The 15,968-nt window shown below is 66.9% G+C and carries 17 protein-coding genes; 6 read left to right on the top strand and 11 right to left on the bottom strand.

Features of this window, described 5'->3' with window-relative positions; all coding sequences use genetic code 11:
- Positions 1 to 179: 179 nt before the first annotated feature.
- The 8 genes from ACZ9GM_RS02460 to ACZ9GM_RS02495 form a co-directional block, all read right to left on the bottom strand.
- Complete coding sequence (locus tag ACZ9GM_RS02460) at positions 180 to 911, bottom strand: ABC transporter ATP-binding protein (RefSeq protein WP_291473638.1); 732 nt, start codon at positions 909 to 911, stop codon at positions 180 to 182.
- A complete protein-coding gene (locus tag ACZ9GM_RS02465) occupies positions 908 to 1,807 on the bottom strand; it encodes an ABC transporter permease (protein WP_291473639.1) in 900 nt (299 codons plus the stop codon). The genes ACZ9GM_RS02460 and ACZ9GM_RS02465 overlap by 4 nt, the downstream gene beginning before the upstream one ends.
- Complete coding sequence (locus ACZ9GM_RS02470) at positions 1,804 to 2,793, bottom strand: ABC transporter substrate-binding protein (protein WP_291473640.1); 990 nt, start codon at positions 2,791 to 2,793, stop codon at positions 1,804 to 1,806. The genes ACZ9GM_RS02465 and ACZ9GM_RS02470 overlap by 4 nt, the downstream gene beginning before the upstream one ends.
- A gap of 39 nt (positions 2,794 to 2,832) precedes the next feature.
- Positions 2,833 to 3,144 (bottom strand): 4Fe-4S dicluster domain-containing protein, encoded by a 312-nt coding sequence (locus ACZ9GM_RS02475; protein WP_291473641.1) that lies wholly within the window; start codon positions 3,142 to 3,144, stop codon positions 2,833 to 2,835.
- Positions 3,141 to 4,817: an FAD-dependent oxidoreductase gene (locus ACZ9GM_RS02480; RefSeq protein ID WP_291473642.1), complete on the bottom strand. Its 1,677-nt coding sequence runs from the start codon at positions 4,815 to 4,817 to the stop codon at positions 3,141 to 3,143. Before ACZ9GM_RS02480 ends, ACZ9GM_RS02475 begins: the two co-directional genes overlap by 4 nt.
- Positions 4,818 to 4,994: 177 nt before the next feature.
- Entirely contained in the window at positions 4,995 to 6,197 is a 1,203-nt protein-coding gene (locus tag ACZ9GM_RS02485) for an N-acetylglucosamine-6-phosphate deacetylase (protein ID WP_291473643.1), read from the bottom strand.
- An 11-nt stretch (positions 6,198 to 6,208) separates the two neighbouring features.
- On the bottom strand, positions 6,209 to 6,994 hold the full coding sequence (nagB, locus tag ACZ9GM_RS02490) for a glucosamine-6-phosphate deaminase (RefSeq protein WP_291473644.1): 786 nt from the start codon (positions 6,992 to 6,994) through the stop codon (positions 6,209 to 6,211).
- A 6-nt stretch (positions 6,995 to 7,000) separates the two neighbouring features.
- Entirely contained in the window at positions 7,001 to 9,085 is a 2,085-nt protein-coding gene (locus tag ACZ9GM_RS02495) for a PTS sugar transporter subunit IIABC (RefSeq protein WP_476038308.1), read from the bottom strand.
- 201 nt (positions 9,086 to 9,286) lie between these two features.
- Here ACZ9GM_RS02495 and ACZ9GM_RS02500 point away from each other — a divergent pair, with 201 nt between their 5' ends.
- On the top strand, positions 9,287 to 10,072 hold the full coding sequence (locus ACZ9GM_RS02500) for a GntR family transcriptional regulator (RefSeq protein WP_291473645.1): 786 nt from the start codon (positions 9,287 to 9,289) through the stop codon (positions 10,070 to 10,072).
- Here the strand turns inward: ACZ9GM_RS02500 and ACZ9GM_RS02505 are convergent.
- Entirely contained in the window at positions 10,029 to 10,160 is a 132-nt protein-coding gene (locus tag ACZ9GM_RS02505) for a hypothetical protein (RefSeq protein WP_476037217.1), read from the bottom strand. The two genes, ACZ9GM_RS02500 and ACZ9GM_RS02505, sit on opposite strands and share 44 nt — an antisense overlap.
- 212 nt (positions 10,161 to 10,372) lie before the next feature.
- Positions 10,373 to 11,725 carry a sodium/glutamate symporter gene (locus tag ACZ9GM_RS02510; RefSeq protein ID WP_476037218.1) on the bottom strand — a complete coding sequence of 451 codons (1,353 nt, stop codon included), beginning with the start codon at positions 11,723 to 11,725 and terminating at the stop codon, positions 10,373 to 10,375.
- Positions 11,726 to 11,851: 126 nt separating this feature from the next.
- Between ACZ9GM_RS02510 and ACZ9GM_RS02515 the strand changes: the two genes are divergently transcribed.
- The 5 genes from ACZ9GM_RS02515 to ACZ9GM_RS02535 all read left to right on the top strand — a co-directional run bounded on the left by ACZ9GM_RS02515 (position 11,852) and on the right by ACZ9GM_RS02535 (position 14,550).
- Entirely contained in the window at positions 11,852 to 12,793 is a 942-nt protein-coding gene (locus ACZ9GM_RS02515; RefSeq protein ID WP_476037219.1) for a hypothetical protein, read from the top strand.
- Between the two features lie 98 nt (positions 12,794 to 12,891).
- Positions 12,892 to 13,392, top strand: a complete 501-nt coding sequence (locus ACZ9GM_RS02520) for a hypothetical protein (protein WP_291473648.1) — start codon at positions 12,892 to 12,894, stop codon at positions 13,390 to 13,392.
- 22 nt (positions 13,393 to 13,414) lie between these two features.
- Positions 13,415 to 13,846 (top strand): hypothetical protein, encoded by a 432-nt coding sequence (locus ACZ9GM_RS02525; RefSeq protein ID WP_476037220.1) that lies wholly within the window; start codon positions 13,415 to 13,417, stop codon positions 13,844 to 13,846.
- Between the two features lie 191 nt (positions 13,847 to 14,037).
- A complete protein-coding gene (locus tag ACZ9GM_RS02530; RefSeq protein WP_476037221.1) occupies positions 14,038 to 14,364 on the top strand; it encodes a hypothetical protein in 327 nt (108 codons plus the stop codon).
- 12 nt (positions 14,365 to 14,376) lie between these two features.
- Entirely contained in the window at positions 14,377 to 14,550 is a 174-nt protein-coding gene (locus ACZ9GM_RS02535; protein WP_291473651.1) for a hypothetical protein, read from the top strand.
- On the opposite strand, the gene ACZ9GM_RS02540 is transcribed toward ACZ9GM_RS02535, so the two are convergent.
- Positions 14,547 to 15,911 carry a dicarboxylate/amino acid:cation symporter gene (locus ACZ9GM_RS02540; RefSeq protein ID WP_476037222.1) on the bottom strand — a complete coding sequence of 455 codons (1,365 nt, stop codon included), beginning with the start codon at positions 15,909 to 15,911 and terminating at the stop codon, positions 14,547 to 14,549. The genes ACZ9GM_RS02535 and ACZ9GM_RS02540 overlap by 4 nt on opposite strands.
- Positions 15,912 to 15,968: the final 57 nt, after the last annotated feature.

Raw genomic sequence — 15,968 nt, forward strand, 5'->3', positions numbered from 1 at the left:
GGCACCGGGAGGAGGGGCGCCGGGTCCTGATCATTTCCCGTCCGGCGTCGCTGGACCGCTGGCGTCCGGCGACGACGCCCGAAGGCGATCCGTGCGGCTACGAGTGCGCTGGGACCGTTCCGCATGATCGTACGGCCGTCTGCGCTTCCACACGGGATCTCTGAAACCGGACAGACACCTCACCCCACCTCCTCACTCACCCCCAGATCCGCGAGCAGCTTCCCACGCAGGTCACTGAACCCGGGCAGTGACCGGGAGCGGCGGCGTCCGAACGGCACCTCGTACTCCGCGCCGATCGCACCTTCCTGCAGCACCAGGATCCTGTCGGCCAGCAGGATCGCCTCATCCACATCATGCGTTACCAGCACCACCGACGGGTTGTGCCGCTCGTGCAGGTTCGCGACGAGAGACTGGATCTTCAACCGTGTCAGCGCATCCAGTGCGCCGAACGGCTCGTCGAGAAGCAACAGCTCCGGCGACCGGATCAGGGCACGGGCCAGCGCGACACGCTGTGCCTCACCACCGGACAGGGAGGTCGGCCAGGCGTCCCCGAACCCCTCGAGCCCCACCTCCACAAGCACCTCGGCGGCGAGGGCACGCCGCCGGGCACGCCCGCCGGGAACCCCGACGGTGATGTTGTCCCACACCTTCCGGCCGTTGACCAGGCGCGGCTCCTGGAAGACGATCGTCCGGTTCGGTCTGGTCAGCACCGTGCCGGCATCGGTGGACTCCAACCCGGCGAGGATTTTCAGGATCGTCGACTTGCCACCACCGGAGCGTCCCAGCAGCGCCACGAACTCGCCCTGGTCCACCGTGAAATCCACCGAGTCCAGTACACGGCGTCCGGCAAAGCTCTTCGTCAGCCCGTCGACCACGACCGAAGTCTGTGTCTGTACCTGTGCCGCGGTCATTTCCGCGCCTCCTTCGAGAACTTCCACGGCATGGTCACGCGCTCCAGGACGCGGACGACGGTATCCGCCAGTAGGCCGGCGACCGCGTAAAGGACGATGCAGGCGACGACGATGTCGGTCTGGAAGTACTGCTGCGCCGAGGTCATGAGGAAACCGAGTCCGGACTGCGTGTTCGACAACTCGGCCACGACCAGTGCGCCGAGCGCGGCGGTCATGGCGATACGGAAGCCCAGGAGAATCTGCGGCAGCGCCTCGGGTACCACCACAGTCCGCACCAGCCGGGCATGGCCCAGGCCGTAGGCGCGACCGGCCTCGATGAGTTTCGCGTCCACATGCCGGACGCCGAGATGGGTGTTGATGTACGTCGGGATACCTGCTGCCAGGGCGATGATGATGATCTTCGGCAGTTCGTCGATCCCGAACCAGATGATCAGCAGTGGGGTGATCGCGAGGATCGGGACGGTGCGCACGATCTGCACGACCGGGTCGATGAGCTGGTCACCGAGTCGGAACAGTCCGGAGACGATGCCGGTCACCAGCCCCACCGCAATGCCGATGACCAGACCGATCGCTGCCCGTCGCAGCGAGACGGACAGGTTCGCCCACAGGTCACCGGACCGGGCGAGTTCGGTGAAGGCGTTCCAGACCTCCCACGGTGCGGGGAACTGCTGTGAGGTGATCGCCCCGGACACCGACGCCGCGAACCAGGCGGCGACGAGCACGACCGGCCCGGAGGCCCGGAGCAGAAGGTTGAGCCAGAGCGGCTGGGCTCTACGGGTCCGGACGGTCGGCGGGACGAGTCCTGCGGTGGACGCGGTGGGGTCGGACGGAGATACCGGAGTTGAGGACGCCGCATCCGGGCGTCCTGTGCGGTGGTTCAGTACGGAGGTACTCATGAGTTCACCCACTCATCGATGTCGAAGGGCTCCTTGACGATGCCCTGGTCCACGAGGAAGTCCAGCGAGTTCTTCAGGGTGGTCACCCCGTCCGGGTCAATGCGTTCGTCGCTGAAGTCCCAGGTGTTCGAGACGCGGAACGAATCTTCCGAGACCTTCTGCTGGTCGGCGGCCCAGGCGATGTACTTGTCGAGGTCCTTGCGGATCTCGGCGATGCCCGCCTGCTCGACCTCCCAGTAGGCGTCCGTGATCTCCGGATGGTCCTCGCGGAACTGGTCGGTGGTCACGCTGAGCCCGGTGGACAACAGGTCAGGGTCATCGACCTCAGCCTTCGAGGCGACGGTGAAGTCGTTGTTCTCCAGCCACACCGCAGCGGTGTTCGCCGGCACAGCGACAGCACTGACGCTGCCCTTCTGCAGGGCGGGCAGGGCGTCCGCGAAGAGCAGGTTGACGAGGTTGTCGTTGTCCAGCGCACCGTGCCGGTCCAGGGCGGCGCGGCCGTAGCGGTCGAAGTTCGAGCCGAACTGCAGGCCGACCTTCTTCCCCTTGAGTTTCTCGATGCTGTCCAGTGAAGGATCGTTGGTGAGGAACCAGATACCGGAGGTCGGTCGGTCCACGGCGATCGGGCTGATCGTCTGCCCGTTGCCCCTGGCCTGGACGGAGGGGACGTCACCGAGGTTTCCGAGGGTGATGTCCCCGCTCTGCAGGGCCTGGATCACCGGTGGCCCGTTGTTGAAGCCGACGTAGCGGTCGAACTCGAAGCCGTGCTTCTCGAGGATCGGGTCGGCCAGACCGAGGAATTCGGCGTACCCGAAGGGGCTCGTGTCACGCGGGGTGGAGCCGGCGCCGCCGTTCCACGGCAGACCGACGGAGATCCTGGTCAGACCGTTGCCGTTGTCGGCGTCCGCGCTACCGCAGGAGGCGAGCCCGGCGACGAGTGCGAGTCCGGTGAGGACGCCGCCGATGCGGCGTAGGGGAGTGGTCATGGTGTTCTCTTCTCGGGTCAGTGGGTGGGGGTACGGGTGTCAGGGTGCGGGTTTCGGTGTGCGGCGCCAGCCGACGGCGTCCCGGTGGCGCCCGAGGAAGTCCCTCTCGCGCAAGGACGCCAGGTCGGCATCCCCGCCGTTACCGGGGACGAGTCGTTGGGGAGATCGGGACGGGTCGACGAACAGCGCGTCCGCCGGGCAGTAGGTCTCGCACTGGAAGCAGGTCTGGCAGGAGTCCTTGTCCGCGATGACGGGGAAGCCGTCGGGACGCAGGGTGAAGACGTTCATCGGGCAGACTTGCGCGCACAGGCCGCAGTTGGTGCAACGCTCGGGATCGATGACCTCTATCATGCGGCCACCTCCGCGTGGGAATGCTGACGCTGGACCCGGATCTCGTCGACTCCCGAGGCCACGAGCCGGTAGGTGGCGGTGGGGTCGGTTTCGGGGTGGTCGACGCGGTAGTGCATCGCGCGGGATTCCCGACGTTCCAGCGCGGACGCCGTCGCCCACCGTGCCATTGCCGCCATGCCGGCGACTTCGCGGAGCCGGTAGTGCTTTGCGGAACTGGCTGGGGTGGCCTCCTGCAGATCCGACCAGACGGTGTCGAGGTTGGCGAGCATGCCGGTGAGCCGTTCTTCGGTACGGAAGACAGCGTTGGTCAGGGGCAGCATCTGGCTCCGGACGCGGTCGGTGAGCCCTCGCCAGTCCGGAGTGTGGCTTCGTCGGCTGCCGGACCGGGCGGACGCGATGCTGTCCAGGTGTACGCCGGTACCCTTGCTGACCAGTCCTGAGGCGTGTCGGGCGGCATGGCGTCCCGCCCATGCTCCGGACGCCACCGCCCAGGCCAGGTTCGGGCCACCGGCGCCGGTCGCCGCTCCGGTGATCTTGTCGCGGGCAGCGACGTCCCCGGCGACGAAGAGCCCGGGAAGGCCGGCGGCGCAGGTCGTGTCGTCCACCCGGATACCACCGGTGCCGCGGACGGTCCCCTCATTCACCCAGTCGATGGGGAAGAACTCGGTGAAGGGATCGATACCGAGCTTGTCGGTGACGGCGAAGAAGTTCGGCATGGACGAGCGCACCCGTCCCCACTGGTCCGGGGTGAACTGGGAGAACCGCGAGTACACGGTGCCGTGGACGGAGTGCTCGATGATCGGGACGCGCGAATAGTGCAGGTCGGTGTAGGTGATAGGTGTGCCGCCTGCGGTCCGGTATTCGGCCTGGATGAAGTAGCCGTTCTTGTCCATGGAGGTGCCGAAGGGGACCATGCCCTGGAAGTTCGAGAACTCCATCGCCGCGAGATCCGCGCCGGCTTCAGCGGCCATGAGCTGGCCGTCGCCGGTGTTCGTGTCGCCGCCGAGGGAATGGCTGCGCCAGGTGGTGCCGCCGGTGGCCAGCACCACGGAGGACGCGTGAACGGTCCATTCGCGGTCGTTCTGCGTCTGATGTCCGTGGGCTCCGGCGACGGCGTCCCGTGTGTCGGTGACGAGCAGTCCGGTGGCCGGGCTGTGGTCGAGGATGAGCACACCGCGCTTTTTCACCTGTCCGCGCAGGAAGCGGAGGTAGTCGGGTGCGGGGCCGCGGAAGAACGGGGCACCTGAGGGGTTGTCGCCCGTGAGGTCGAGACCCGGGGCGGCCAGTTTCTTCTCTACCCGGTTCCAGCCCATGTCCGGTAGCCGGCTGATCTGGGCCCAGGTCTCGTCGAGGAAGGCGTCTGTCCAGGCCCAGTCGGAGAGTCCGCCACCGGTGGAGTTCTTGATCTCGAAGGTTTCGCGTCGTTGCGGCGCGCCGGGTGGGGTGAGCCAGTGCCCGACTCCGGCGGTGGCGGCGACTCCACTGGCGCCGCACCAGCCCTTGTCGACAAGGGTGACGGAGAGTCCGTGTTCGGTGGCGATGTCGGCGGCATTGATAGCGGCCCAGGTCGCGGCCGGGCCACCTCCGATGATGAGGATGTCTGTGCGGATCTCCAGGGCATCCTGATCGTCACGGAAGATGTCGGGAGAAGGACGTGTGGATCGTGTGGTCATAAGACCGCTCACTGTAGACAGAGCAGTCTAGATGCGGGTAGCGAACGGGCCAGGGTGAATGGAATGACTCGCCGACTACTTGCCCGTACTGCTTCTGTGCCCTAACCGGAACAGCGGGATCCACGGTGTCGAAGGGTGCATCGGGCGGTCAGCGCCGTGACTGCGGCCGACCGGGTCTCACGCTTCACCCGCCACGACCTCCCCGCCCCGCATCACCGACGCCACCTGCAGATCTGCATCGAGGACGACGAGATCGGCGCGTCCTCCCGGGTGCAGGCCGACGGTGGGGAAGCCGACCGCCCGCGCCGGGTTTACCGACGTCTGCCGCACCGCCTGCAACAGTGCGGCGTCCGACGCCGCAGCTGAGGTCTTCGAGCCAGTATCCGGCGTGGTCCCTGCGCCGTGCTGCACCGCGAAGCGGAACAGCTGGTCCATCGTCGCCGTACTCCCGGCGATGGTGTCGGTGCCCGCCACATGGGCCACACCGTCGGTCACCTCCACATCCACCGTGCCCAGCCGGTACGCGCCGTCCGGCATGCCGGCGGCGGCCATGGCGTCGGTGACGAGAGTGACCCGCTCCGGTCCGACCAGCTCACACACGCCGCGGTACAGCGAGTGGTGCAAATGCACACCGTCGCCGATCATCTCCACGGTCACCCGCGGATCCTCCACCAGCGCGGTCACCGGGCCCGGCTGCCGGTGGTGGACCGGACGCATCGCATTGAACAGATGGGTCCCCACCCGGGCACCCGCCGCGATCGCCGCGCGGGTCTGTTCGTAGGTGGCATCTGTGTGGCCGACGGCGGCGACCACCCCGGCGTCCACGATCTGCCGGACGGCGTCCAGCGCCCCGTCCAGTTCCGGGGCGAGGGTCACCATCCGCACCGTGTCTCGGCCGGCCGCCAGAACCCGCCGCACTTCCTGCAGGTCCGGGATGCGCAGCGCACCCGGATCGTGGGCCCCTTTCTTCGACGGCGCCAGCCACGGACCTTCCAGGTGGATGCCGCCGACCAGTCCGTCGCGCACATGCCCGGAGAGCACGTCGATCTCGCGGAGAAGTTCCCCGGGCCGGGCGGAGACCAGGGAGGCCATGATTGTCGTGGTCCCGTGGGCGAGGTGTGCGGCCACCGCAGTGGCCGTCTGCTCGTCGGTGGCCACCGGGAATGCCCCGCCGCCACCGCCGTGGACATGCGTGTCCACGAATCCGGGGACCACGGTCACCGCACCCAGTGCCAGATCGCCCCCTGCGGAATGATCTGACGCCACGGGACGCGGCGGGTCACCGGTCCCGAGTGCGGTGACCCTCCCGCCGGAAACCTCCAGCCAGCCCGGACGACGTACCTCGGTACCGGTGACCAGGACATCCGCGGTGATCAGCATGCCCGCCACCGTCACAGGCCCTGCCACTGCGGCTTGGCGGCCCAGGTCTGCCGGTAGTAGTCCGCCAGCTGCAGCCGGCCTGCGGCTGCTTCGTCGAGGAGCACGGAGACATGCGGGTGGTGCTGCAGGATGGTCGCGGGCCACAGCGCACTCACCCCACCCTCGGCGAGTTGGTGGACGGCCTCGGCCTTGCCCTGCCCGGTGGCCAGCAGCACGATGTGCCTGGCCTCCAGGATCGTCCCGAGTCCCTGGGTCAGGCACTGCGTGGGGACCCGGTCGAGATCGTCGTCGAAGAAGCGGGCATTGTCGATCCGGGTCTGCCGGGTCAGCGTCTTGATCCGGGTGCGGGAGGCCAGGGAGGACCCCGGCTCATTGAAGGCGATGTGCCCGTCGGTCCCGATCCCGAGGATCTGCAGGTCCACCCCACCGGCCGTGGAGATGGCGTCCTCGTAGTCCCGGCAGGCCGCCGGGATGTCCGATGCGAGACCGTCGGGACCGCGCACCGCGTCCGCGTCGAAGTCCACCCGGGAGGTGAAGTCCCGGCGGATGACATTGGCGTAGCGCTCCGGGTGGGAGGCTTCCAGCCCGACGTACTCGTCGAGGGTGAAGGCCCGGGTGCCGGCGAAGGAGATCCGGCCGGCCTCGTAGCGTTCGACGAGGGCGTGGTAGACCGGCAGGGGAGATGACCCGGTCGCCAGGCCGAGGACGGCGTCCGGCTTGTGGTCGAGCAGGTCGGTGATGGCGTCCGCGGCGAGCTCACCGGCGGCGGTGGCGTCCGGGAGGATGACGATTTCCATGGCGGTCTACTTCTCCTTGGTGACGGTGAACAGCGGACGCATCGTGGTCACGGTGGCCGGATCGGTCTCGGTGGGCTCGACGGCCGCACCGCGGGCGTCCATGACCACCACGGGGACGACGGTCGGGTAGCCGGTCTCCGCGACCGCGGCGACATCGTAGGTGATGATCGGCTGGCCCTGGACCACGCGGTCGCCCTTGGCGGCGTGGAGGGTGAACCCCCGGCCCTTGAGCTTGACGGTGTCGAGGCCGAGGTGGACGAGGACGGCGGTCTTGTCTTCGGTCATGATCGCATAGGCGTGGGGGAGCAGCTGCATGAGCTTTCCACTGACCGGCGCCACGGCCTCGACGATGTCGCCGGCGGGCTCGATGGCGAGTCCGGGGCCGACGGTCCCGGCAGCGAAGGTCTTGTCCGGGACCTCCGTGAGCGCCACGGTCCGCCCGGGGATCGGGCTGCGGACCAGGACAGGACCGGCGGCAGCCTCAGTGGCCTGGGCGGCGCTGTCGGAGGACGCCGCGTCCTGCGACGGAGGTGCAGGAACGACCGGGGCGGAGTCGCTGTCAGAAGTGCTGGCCGGAGCGGCCCCGGCGAGTGCAGCCCGGATCTCGTCCTTGAGGGTCTCCGAGGTCGTGCCGAAGACCGCCTGGACGTTGTCGCCGACCTCCATCACGCCGGCTGCACCGAGGGCATGCAGCCGGGCCTTGTCCACCGCCGCCCGGTCAGAGACCTCCATACGCAGTCGGGTCATACAGGCGTCCACGTGGATGAGGTTGTCCCGTCCACCGAAGGCGGTGATGAGCTTCTCCGCGCGCGCGGAGCTGGCTGTGCCGTCAGTGCCGGCCCCGGAAGCGTCGGTGTCCCCGGACTCTGTGGTGTCCGTGACTTCTGTGGCCTCGAACTCCTCGTCCGGCACCCGGCCCGGGATGCGCAGGTTCCACCGCACGATCGCGAAGCGGAACATCACGTAGTAGAGCACCGCGAAGACCAACCCCTGGATCACCAGCAACGGGATGTTCTTCGCTGCCGGTGCAGTGCCGTAGAGCAGCAGATCGACAAGTCCGGCGGAGAAGGAGAAGCCGAGATGCACGTCGAGCAGGTAGGAGATCGCCAGGGAAAGACCGGTGAGCAGTGCGTGGATAACGTACAGCGGGAAGGCCAGGAACATGAACGCGAACTCGAGCGGCTCGGTCACGCCGGTGAGGAAGGCGGTCAGCCCGGCGGCGGAGAAGATACCTATCGCCACCTTCTTCTGCCGCGGCTTGGCGACGTGGATCATCGCCAGGGCGGCGGCCGGCAGGCCGAACATGAGGATCGGGTAGAAACCGGAGGTCAGCGCGCCTGCGGAGGGGTCACCCGCGGCGAAACGGCTGAGTTCACCGGTGACCAGCCCGTTGGGTCCCTCGTAGTCGCCGTAGATGAACCAGATGAAGGTGTTGAGGATGTGGTGCAGCCCCAGCGGGATGAGCAGGCGGTTGGCGAAACCGTAGACGAAGGCACCCAGGGCGCCGGAACCGGCGATGAACTCGCCGACCGAGGTCAGGCCGCTGTTGAACAGCGGGTACAGGTAGGCCATTGCGAAACTGAGAAAGAGGACGGCCAGGGAGACGACGATGGGCACGAACCGGCGTCCGCCGAAGAACCCCAGGTAGGGCGGAAGCTCTATGTCGTGGTACCTGTCGAAGAGCCAGGCGGTGAGCAGACCGACGAGGATGCCGCCGAAGACGCTGTAGTCGATCATCGACTGCTCGCCGGCGGCGTCGGTCACCCCGTCGAGGACGACCGGGGACATGGTCTCGAAGACGGAGGTCATCACCAGGTAACCGGCGACGGCGGCCAGTGCGGTGGAACCGTCGGCCTTCTTCGCGAAGCCGATGGCCACACCGACGGCGAAGAGGAGGGCGAGGTTGCCGAACAGGGCGTCGCCGGCGGCACTCATCGCGTCGAAGAACGGGCCGATGACGGGGATGTCGGTGCCGCCGAGCAGGTCGTCCTGGCCCAGGCGCAGGAGGATACCGGCGGCGGGTAGCAGGGCGATCGGCAGCATGAGGCTCTTGCCGAGCCGTTGCAGTTGGCCGAATCCTGGAATGCGCAGGCCTCTGCGCTGCTTTCCGGCGCTGTGGCCGGAACTGTCGCCGGGGCCGGGATCTGTGGTGGATGTGGTCGGGGTGGTCACGGGAGTCTCCTCGTGTCGGGCGGTCGATCCCACGATATTGGACTAGACCAATTATCTGTGTCAAGGGTCACATGTAAATGGCGATTGATTGGTCCAGACCATTGTCTGTACGGTGAAGCCATGAGGGTGCCGAAGTACTACCTGGTCAAGAACCAGATCCTTGAGCTCATTGCGGACCGCGCGCCGGGTACCCCGCTGCCTACCGAACGCGAACTCGCCGAACGGTTCGGCACCTCGCGCACGACCGTCCGCCAGGCCATCGCCGAACTCGTCGTCGACGGTCGGATCGACCGGATCCAGGGCAGCGGTACCTTCGTCGCCGCCCCGAAAATGATGCTTCCCCAGGTCTCGTTCTCCAGCAACGCAGTCTCCCGTGGGCAGCGGCCGGGACGCGTCATCGTCTCGGTCGGACGCCTCGCCGCCGACGGGGAGCTGGCTGCGAAACTGCAGGTGGACGCCGGGTCGACGGTCACGCGTCTGGAAGTGCTCCGCACCGTGGACGATGAACCACTGGCACACGAGACGGTGCATCTGCCCGGGGACCTCACCGAGCTCGCCGGGCGGCTGGAGGAACAGGACTCCCTCTACCGCATGCTCGCCGCCGACTACGGCATGGCGATCGTCGAGGTCGAGGATGTCGTGGAGACCGCCCTGTGCGATCCGGTCCGGGCAGGACTGCTCGGGGTGACGTCCGGCCTGCCGCTGCTCGTGGTCCACCGCACGGGTTTCGCTGCGGACGGCCGGCCTGTGGAGTGGACGGAGTCCGCGTTCCGCGGCGACCGCTACCGGTTCATCTCACGGCAGCAGTTGGGGGAGAATGTCCCGCCGGGAGCCCGACCGCCCATGACGGATGAAGGACCCCTCACATCGCCCGCTCCACCAGGTGCATCTCCAGGTACCTGCTGACCTCCCGCGCCCGGTCGTCACAGTCGAGGACCCGGGCGTACTCCGACTCGCTGCGTCCTTCTTCGGAATCGAGCGGGACGGTCTCCACCACATCCCCCCGGAACCATCGGGAGTGCGTGGCAGAAGTCGGTGAGGTCCCGGATGTGTGGTGGTGCGCCCGGGACGAGTCCGCTGGGGGCCATGTCCCCTGGTCCCGGTCCGGGCCACCGGCGGCCCGGTGATGTGATGGCCAACGGCAGTGTGTCGAGTCCGAAGTCAGGCATGGGCCTGGGGGCAATCGACGGTCTGTCTGTGCCGGGCCTATTCGCGCGTCACCGCGTCCTCCCGCTGTTCCCGGTGGTGCGGCATCCACTTCAGTACCCAGGGCAGTGCCAGCACGACAACGGCGAGCCCCAGGGACAGGACGCCGAGTCCCATCGTCCATCCGGCGATCACCGCGATCGGGGCGAGAATCGTCATGCCGATCTCGAAAGGTGCGAAGCCGATGTAGGCCACGCCGTACTCGTTGAGCGTGCCGGATTTCATCTTCGGGTCCACGATCTTCAGCAGGGCGATACCCGTGGCGACAGCTGCGGTCGCCCAACCCCAGCCGAAGATGCCGCGCTCCAGCCAGTTCTCGCCGAAGAAGCGCGGGGCGATGAAGAAGAAGAAAATGACGCAGTACACGGTGCCGAGCACGAACATGACGACCAGTGCCACCCAGTAGTCGGCGATGGCGGCGGGCACGATCGATGCGATACCGAAGGCGATGAGGTAGTCCGTGGAGGCACCTGAGATCGACCCCATCGTCTCCTTGTCGACGTAGTCGGGCTTCTTCACCGCGATGAGAAGCAGCTTGCCGGCGATACCGACGAGGAAGGACATGGCGAACAGTGGGATCGACACATCCGGGAACAGGTCGTTGACCCAACCGCAGAGGTAGTTCGCGAAGAGCACCGTGAGCGTGAGGATGCCGGCGTGCAACGCAATCGGCTCGATCGCCGAGGCATTCGTCGTCGCCTTACCGATCGAGGGACGCTCGTGAATCTTGTCGATGTAGCCCGAGCGAAGGTCCCAGGGCAGCTTGCCGGGCAGGGACATCGTCTTGTTCTTCCGGATGCCCCAGGCAGCGAAGATGACGCCACCGACGATCGCGGCCAGTGTACCGACGGTCGCCGAGGTGAAGCCGAGTGAGCTGGCGGCGACCGCCCCGGCGTCCTCCAGGGACGTACCGACGGCGGCGGCGGTACCGAAGCCGCCGACGAAGCCGACCGGCAGCATCATCCCGAACCAGTCGTCCGTGCCCCAGACCGGGGCGAAGAAGAACACGCCCAGGAGGATGAAAAGACCCCACTGACCCAGGAACATGCCGACGGAGTACGACCACATGGTCTTCGCTCCGTCCCGGGTGCCGCGGTCGAAGGTCATCGAGTACGGCATCGCCGCGAATACGACGGCGATGAGCAGGGTGGTGTACGCACCCATCTGGTCGGAGAACCCGATGAGATCCAGGACCTGTGGTCCGAGGATCAGACCGAGTATGCCCGCGGTGATCGGGCTCGGCAGCAGGAGTGCGCGGAACAGGGGGACGGTGCGTCGGAGGAAGTTGCCGATCACGAGGAGCAGCGAGATCCATCCGACGTCGGCGAGCAGGGTGAATGGAGTGTAATCCACGTGAACCTCCTTGGCGTCAGTGTCGGAGCCGGATAAGCGTGGTGTGCCATCCGGACAAGGGCAGAAGGGGAACTCTATCGGATGATCTTCCCTGCTGTTCAGTTCACCTCCGTTACAGTGAGTTGCGTGAACCGAAACAACCTGACCCTCACCGGTGTGCTTCTCGGCAGCGCACTGCTCGCCCTCTCCGCCTGCAGTTCCGTTTCCGATGACGGGGACGCGGCATCCCCGCGATCCACCGGAACGACCACAACCGAGACCGTCGCGCCTGACGTGACCGACGTCGATCCGATGTCCTTCGAGATGGACGGACACTACGTCTTCAACGTGTCCCGGGACGACGGCACCGCTACCCTCTGCGTGATGGGCGACGGCTCGATCACCTGCTCCGGTAAAGCTCCGGAGGACGCCCCGGACGTCACGATCACCCCGTTCCCGACGCAGCCCCCGGGTGCGATTATCCTCGACAAGGACGGTCTGACCTGGTACATGCTTGAAGGTGTTCCGCCCGCGCCGGGAAGTCTGGAGCCTTCCCAGCGCATCAGTGACGGCGGTATCACCTGCGAGACGGACGCGGAGGGTTCGCTGGACTGCAGCCTCGGCGACAACGGCTTCACCATCGACCACGAGGACGGCGCGATCAGCCTCCGCGGAACGGTCCGGGTCACTGCAGAGGCTGAGGCGCCGGAGGCTGAGGAGGCGGGGGAGTCGGAGTCGACAAAGGCCACCGCTGTGGACAGCGGTGTAGACGGCGACTACAGCTCCACCGATGAACCGATGGGTGCGGGGGCCTGGTGCGGTGTCGCCCATCCTGAGGAGACCAGCGTGTACGTCCATGAGGGTTCGGTCGGCTGTCTCACCGCAGAGAACGTGATCGACGAGTACCGCGACCGACGGATGTCCGAAGGCGGTGGAAACACTCTGGCCATGCAGGTCGGGGAGTGGAACTGCTCCTCGCCGACGGCCATGACTGGCCAGGAACTGGGTGAGGAGATCTTCAACGGAACGGGCCCGGTCGCCATGGTCTGCGACAACCCGGACGGTACCCGGATCGCTACGGCTGTCTGACCGGGTGGGTGTTCGAACGCTACGCGGCGCTGTCCGGCGCGGAGGCTACAACTGATGCTGACCGGGAGCCGACCGACTCCTCTGTTCTCAGGAGAGACATGACCATCACGAAGCTCACCGCAGGCGCCGTTGCACTGGTGACCGCTCTGACTCTCGCCGCCTGCAGAGACGATGACGAGGCCACGGACGCCACGACTGCCATCACCACCGACCAGGCTGTGGAAAACACGCAAGACTCCGGGGACGCTGACGCCGCCGAGCAGCCGGTCTCTGACATCCAGGCCGCGGTGGACACCTTCATCGGTGCCCTCGACGACCTCGGTATCGAACACTCCGAGCCGGTGCGCGGTGTCGTGGAGCTCTCGGGGGCGAAAGCTCGTTTCGACCTCACCGTGAACGGCTTCGACGCCGGTATCAACGTCTACCCGGACTCGGAAGCCTTGGAGACCTGGCAAGGACTCAGTGACTCTTTCGGCGGCATCCACGTCGCGAAAGACCTGGCCGTGCTCACCCTCAACACCGACGAGGGTGTCGCCGACTCGGCGGAGATTGCCCCGCGCATCGCCGAGCACATCGACGGTACCGCCCGCGGGGTCTGACAGACTCGGACACCTTTCCGTGATGACGTTTCCCGTGGAGGACCATGATGCTGTGGTTATCGGCGCCGGGTTCGCCGGGCTCTACGCCCTGCACCGGTTGCGCAACGGGATGGGGCTGAACGTCCTCGTCGCCGACCGCTTCGACCTGCGGCGTAGCATCGCGTTGAACAAGACATGCGATGGCGCACGGCGGGACGTTGCGTCTTCCCGCCGGACGGTGAGGCCGGGGGAGCGGACCGTCAGCGCCCGCTTCCTCATCACCGCGACCGGTGGCACCGGTGACCCGGACATCCCGGATCTCGCGTGCTTCGACAGGTTCAGTGGCGCCCTCGCGCACACCCTGACCTGGCCGGAGGACCTCGAAGATCAAGGCAGACTACGCGGACCTGTGCGCGGCCGCCCGGACGACCACGGGTGGCGCGACCGTCGCCGATCCCGCCGGTTCCGGCCATGAGCTCAGAGTGGCGGAACGACGCGAAGTTCTCGACGACGGGTGGGCGCAGGGCGGGTTCCACTTCCTGTTCCCGTTCCTGGAGCCCTTCACCGACCCGGTGGTCAACCTGTTCTCCGCCGACTACATCGCCGGGAAGACCCGCGGGACCGTCGAGGATCCGGCGACCGCGGAGCCGCTCATCCCCGGGGAGGATGCCCCGCCCTGTCGGCGCGCGCCGCCTGTGCATCGACACCCACTGGTATGCGGCCTTCAACCGCGACAATGTGCATCTCGTGGACCTGAACGCGCAGCCGCTGCGTGATGTCGCTGACCTGGACGCCCGGTCCGAAGACCTACCCGGGCATGACGGTGCCCGGCTTCCCGGACCTGTTCGTGCTCTCCGGGCCGGGCGGTCCGGCTTCGCTGGTGTGCGCCCCGCCGTGTGCGGAGATGCAGGTCGACTGGGTTTTTCCGGGCTCATCGGGCATGTGATGACGCAGGACGCCGCTGTGGTCGACCCCACCGAGGAATCCACTTAGATCTGGGGCAACATGATCCGGTCTCTGGCGGAGAGCTCGCTGCACTCGAAGGAGGAGCGGTACCACGCGTCCGAGGATGCGGACGCCGAGTTCACGCCCTGCGCCACCGGCCTGGCAGACTACCGGCGGATCTGTGAGGACATCACCGATGCGGGATACCGGGGGTTTGAGATGGACAACAGTTAGTCATCCGACCGTGCAGCGTCCTCCAGCAGGTCCTCGTCCATCTCGGCGGTGACGGTGGAACGTCCGTGGTAGACGTCGTGGTCGATCTCCTTCTCGTCGTGCGCGACGAGCATGGCGACGAAGGTGTCGCCGTTGACGTTGAGGAAGGTGCGCAGGATGCCGGTGAACCAGTCCACCGCGATGAGCAGGCCGACGGCCTCGACGGGGAGATCCAGGGAGGACGCCAGGAACATTGCCACCACCGGGAATCCTCCCGGTACCGTGATCGTGCCCATGTTCAGCATGATCGACAGGAAGACACCGAGCACGATGTCTCCGGCACTGAGGTCCACGCCACCGGCCTGGGCGAGGAACATGATGACGATCATGTAGTTGAGCACCGCGCCGTAGGAGCCCATCGTCAGGCCGATCGACAGGGTGAAGTTCGCGACGCGCTGGCTCACACCGACCTTCTCGACCGTGTTGCGCAGCACCGTGGGGAAGGTGACCGCGGAACTGGTCGTCGTCACCGCGATGACGGTCTGCTCGGCGAGCTTCGCTCCGAGCTTGACCACGTTCAGGCGGGTCTTCAGCCAGATGACCACCAGGAACGCGACCATGAGGATGAGGACGCCGAGCGCGGTGACCCCGAGGTACGACAGCGCCGAGGTGACGACCGACAGGCCCTGTTCACCGGTGAGGGACGCCAGCAGGCAGAACACGCCGATCGGGGCGACGTACATGACGTACTGGATCATCAGCAGCACCACGTTCTGAATCCCCTCGAACAGGCCGAGAAGCGCGCGGTTGCCTGTCTTCGCCATCCAGCTGTTAAGCGCCACGCCGCAGATCAGCGAGAAGACGATGATCGGCAGCATGTCGGCGTTGGCCATCGCCTCGACGACGTTGGTGGACACGGAGTTCAGCAGGGTGTCCTGCCAGCCCTCGGTCTTGTCCGCCTCCTCCTGAAGTGTCGGGTCGAGTTCACCGTCGAAGACCATGCCGTCGCCGGGGCGGAACAGGCCACCGAGCCCCCAGGCGACGACGGCGGCCAGGGCGGAGAACCCGAGCATCCAGCCGAAGGTGCGTGCGGCCAGTCGTCCGGTGCCGGCCCCGGTCATCGACCCGGTGGCGACGATGACGGACGCCATGACCAGCGGCACGATGGACATCTGGATCAGGCGGATGAACATGTCGCCGATGAACTGCAGGTTCGCGGCCCAGTCGCCGAGGATCAGTCCGGCGATGATGCCGGCGATGGCTCCCAGGCCGATGAGGACGGCAGGGTGGCGTAGCGCGAGCCAGACTCGTCCGGGACCGGTCGTGGCGAAGGACTGTGGTGCGTCGCCGTGGGGCAGGGGTGTGGGATTCTCCTGTGTCATTCCACGGAGGTTAGGTGCCGGGTGTCTCAGGAGGTTTCTGTGCTGTGTCGACGGAGT

The sequence above is a fragment of the Corynebacterium sp. UD i78 genome (assembly GCF_056280545.1).

What these genes read in the sequence shown, in the direction of transcription:
- ACZ9GM_RS02475 (WP_291473641.1), bottom strand. Translation starts at nt 3,144, where the DNA reads ATGATAGAGGTCATCGATCCCGAGCGTTGCACCAACTGCGGCCTGTGC.
- ACZ9GM_RS02540 (WP_476037222.1), bottom strand. Translation starts at nt 15,911, where the DNA reads ATGACACAGGAGAATCCCACACCCCTGCCCCACGGCGACGCACCACAG.
- ACZ9GM_RS02520 (WP_291473648.1), top strand. Translation starts at nt 12,892, where the DNA reads ATGACCATCACGAAGCTCACCGCAGGCGCCGTTGCACTGGTGACCGCT.
- ACZ9GM_RS02485 (WP_291473643.1), bottom strand. Translation starts at nt 6,197, where the DNA reads ATGCTGATCACCGCGGATGTCCTGGTCACCGGTACCGAGGTACGTCGT.
- ACZ9GM_RS02480 (WP_291473642.1), bottom strand. Translation starts at nt 4,817, where the DNA reads ATGACCACACGATCCACACGTCCTTCTCCCGACATCTTCCGTGACGAT.
- ACZ9GM_RS02465 (WP_291473639.1), bottom strand. Translation starts at nt 1,807, where the DNA reads ATGAGTACCTCCGTACTGAACCACCGCACAGGACGCCCGGATGCGGCG.
- ACZ9GM_RS02535 (WP_291473651.1), top strand. Translation starts at nt 14,377, where the DNA reads ATGATCCGGTCTCTGGCGGAGAGCTCGCTGCACTCGAAGGAGGAGCGG.
- ACZ9GM_RS02470 (WP_291473640.1), bottom strand. Translation starts at nt 2,793, where the DNA reads ATGACCACTCCCCTACGCCGCATCGGCGGCGTCCTCACCGGACTCGCA.
- nagB (WP_291473644.1), bottom strand. Translation starts at nt 6,994, where the DNA reads ATGGAAATCGTCATCCTCCCGGACGCCACCGCCGCCGGTGAGCTCGCC.
- ACZ9GM_RS02460 (WP_291473638.1), bottom strand. Translation starts at nt 911, where the DNA reads ATGACCGCGGCACAGGTACAGACACAGACTTCGGTCGTGGTCGACGGG.
- ACZ9GM_RS02500 (WP_291473645.1), top strand. Translation starts at nt 9,287, where the DNA reads ATGAGGGTGCCGAAGTACTACCTGGTCAAGAACCAGATCCTTGAGCTC.
- ACZ9GM_RS02530 (WP_476037221.1), top strand. Translation starts at nt 14,038, where the DNA reads ATGCCCCGCCCTGTCGGCGCGCGCCGCCTGTGCATCGACACCCACTGG.
- ACZ9GM_RS02525 (WP_476037220.1), top strand. Translation starts at nt 13,415, where the DNA reads ATGACGTTTCCCGTGGAGGACCATGATGCTGTGGTTATCGGCGCCGGG.